The organism is Streptomyces sp. NPDC005820, from assembly GCF_040630255.1.
Classification (GTDB): domain Bacteria; phylum Actinomycetota; class Actinomycetes; order Streptomycetales; family Streptomycetaceae; genus Streptomyces.
Genome location: NZ_JBEXXE010000132.1, coordinates 1 through 1,446, shown reverse-complemented (window position 1 = coordinate 1,446; position 1,446 = coordinate 1). Strand labels below are relative to the sequence as shown.

At 66.8% G+C, this 1,446-nt stretch carries 2 protein-coding genes; both read left to right on the top strand.

Features of this window, described 5'->3' with window-relative positions; all coding sequences use genetic code 11:
* Positions 1–151: 151 nt before the first annotated feature.
* Positions 152–439: a hypothetical protein gene (locus tag ABZ464_RS52050; RefSeq protein WP_359290061.1), complete on the top strand. Its 288-nt coding sequence runs from the start codon at positions 152–154 to the stop codon at positions 437–439.
* Positions 436–1,371 (top strand): alpha/beta hydrolase, encoded by a 936-nt coding sequence (locus ABZ464_RS52045; RefSeq protein WP_359290059.1) that lies wholly within the window; start codon positions 436–438, stop codon positions 1,369–1,371. Before ABZ464_RS52050 ends, ABZ464_RS52045 begins: the two co-directional genes overlap by 4 nt.
* Positions 1,372–1,446: the final 75 nt, after the last annotated feature.

Genomic DNA, 1,446 nt, shown 5'->3' with positions numbered 1-1,446 from the left:
TCGTGGTCTGGCCATACACCGAAGGTAAAGCCGACCCCCCGTATTTGACAACCCAGTACAGAACCGCCTAGGTTTCCGACTGTCCAGTACACAACTGTACTGAGCCCACCGGACCGACGGCGCGCAAGCCTGGCGCGATGGAGAGCAACTCATGCCTTTGAACTCCTCCGCACCGCCCGGCGTTGCGACGCCTTCCAGGCCGGCAAGGCTCGGCCTGATCCTCGCGATCCTGGCGACGGCGAGTTTCGTCGCCGTGCTGGATCCGTACATCACGAACGTCGGGCTGTCCTACGTCGGCCGCGGTGTCCACGAGTCCTCGCTGTCGGACCTGGGCCGGGTGCTCAGCGCGTACGCGATCACCTACGCCGCTTACTTGCTACTTGGTCCGGGCTTGCCGGACCGCGACGCCGCGAAGGCGGCTTGGAGGTTGGACCCATGACACAGGTGACCCAGCGACCGCCCTTTGGCGAGGACTCCCCGGCCAGGGGGTCCCAGGCGACCGACCGCGTCCGTCATCGGACGGTTCAGGGAGGCGGACTGGAGGTTCCGATCCTTGAGGCCGGCAGCGGGCCGCTCGTGGTGTTCCTCCACGGGTTTCCCGACCATGCCGCCAGCTGGGCAGGGATCCTCGACCGCCTTGCGCAGGAGGGGTACTGGGCCGTCGCGCCCGCACAGCGCGGATACTGGCCCGGCGGCGCGGCCCCCGACGGCTCCTACAACATTGCCTCGACCGGCCAGGACGTCCTGACCCTGATCGAAGCGCTCGGGCGCGAGCAGGCGGATCTCGTCGGCCACGACTTCGGCGCCGCGGCGGCGTACGCGGCAGCGACCCTCGACCCTGCACGTGTCCGCAAGCTGGTCACCATGTCGGGTCCCCATGGCCGGCAACTGATGAACGCCTTGGTCACCGACGGTGACCAGCAGCGACGCAGCTGGTACATGTTCTTCTTCCAGTCAGCCATGGCGGAGGCGGCCGTCGAGCACGACGACTTCGCCTTCATCGACCGGCTCTGGCGGGAATGGTCACCCGGTTACGAGCTGCCGGACGCGGAGCGTGCCGCGCTCAAGGAAACCCTGGGTGCTCCAGGAGTCCTGACCGAGATCCTGGGCTACTACCGCCAGTTGTTCACGCCCCCCGCGGACGAGGCGACCCAATCCCTGCAAGCCCGGGCCTTCGGCGCCATCACCGTCCCGTCTCTCTACCTCCACGGTGCCGACGACAACTGCTTTTCCGTGGGGTTGAGCGACGGCATGGACGACCTGTTCACGAACGGTTTCGAACGCATCGTCATACCCGGCGCGGGGCACTTCCCGCACGTCGAACAGCCCAAGGCGGTCGTCGACCACATCGTGGGCTTTCTGAACAGCTGACCCCCTGCAACCACCCGGAACTCGAAGGGCTGACCGAACCATGACCGACAAGGAAGAGCAGGAGGCCACGGCTGT

Excerpts from the sequence above, each read along its gene's own strand:
- ABZ464_RS52050 (WP_359290061.1), top strand. The coding sequence starts at position 152 with ATGCCTTTGAACTCCTCCGCACCGCCCGGCGTTGCGACGCCTTCCAGG.
- ABZ464_RS52045 (WP_359290059.1), top strand. The coding sequence starts at position 436 with ATGACACAGGTGACCCAGCGACCGCCCTTTGGCGAGGACTCCCCGGCC.